At 63.7% G+C, this 273-nt stretch carries 1 protein-coding gene; it reads left to right on the forward strand.

Features of this window, described 5'->3' with window-relative positions; translation table 11 throughout:
- Nucleotides 1–92: 92 nt before the first annotated feature.
- A partial coding sequence (locus ABG80_RS18380; RefSeq protein ID WP_152987627.1) for a hypothetical protein occupies nt 93–273 on the forward strand: 181 nt, incomplete at its 3' end.

Raw genomic sequence — 273 nt, forward strand, 5'->3', positions numbered from 1 at the left:
CGCGAGTTCATCGAGGCTGCTGTGTCTGATGCGCTGGCCCGCGCCGAGGAAGCTATCGAGCGTTCCGGTGCCCTGGATCAAGGGAGCCTGTGATGCTCACGCTGACCGGCACCATTCGAGCAGTCACCACCCTGGGGGGTGGCGTCAACAAGAAGACCGGCGAGGTGATCCCCACCCGCCCGGTTCTCCAGATCGAGGGCCTCGATAACCGTGGCCTCGTTCAACTCTTCACCCTCACAGTTCCGGACACCAAGCCTTTCGAGGGCCGAGTGG

It is taken from the genome of Aquabacterium parvum, assembly GCF_001447195.1.
GTDB lineage: Bacteria > Pseudomonadota > Gammaproteobacteria > Burkholderiales > Burkholderiaceae_C > Aquabacterium > Aquabacterium parvum.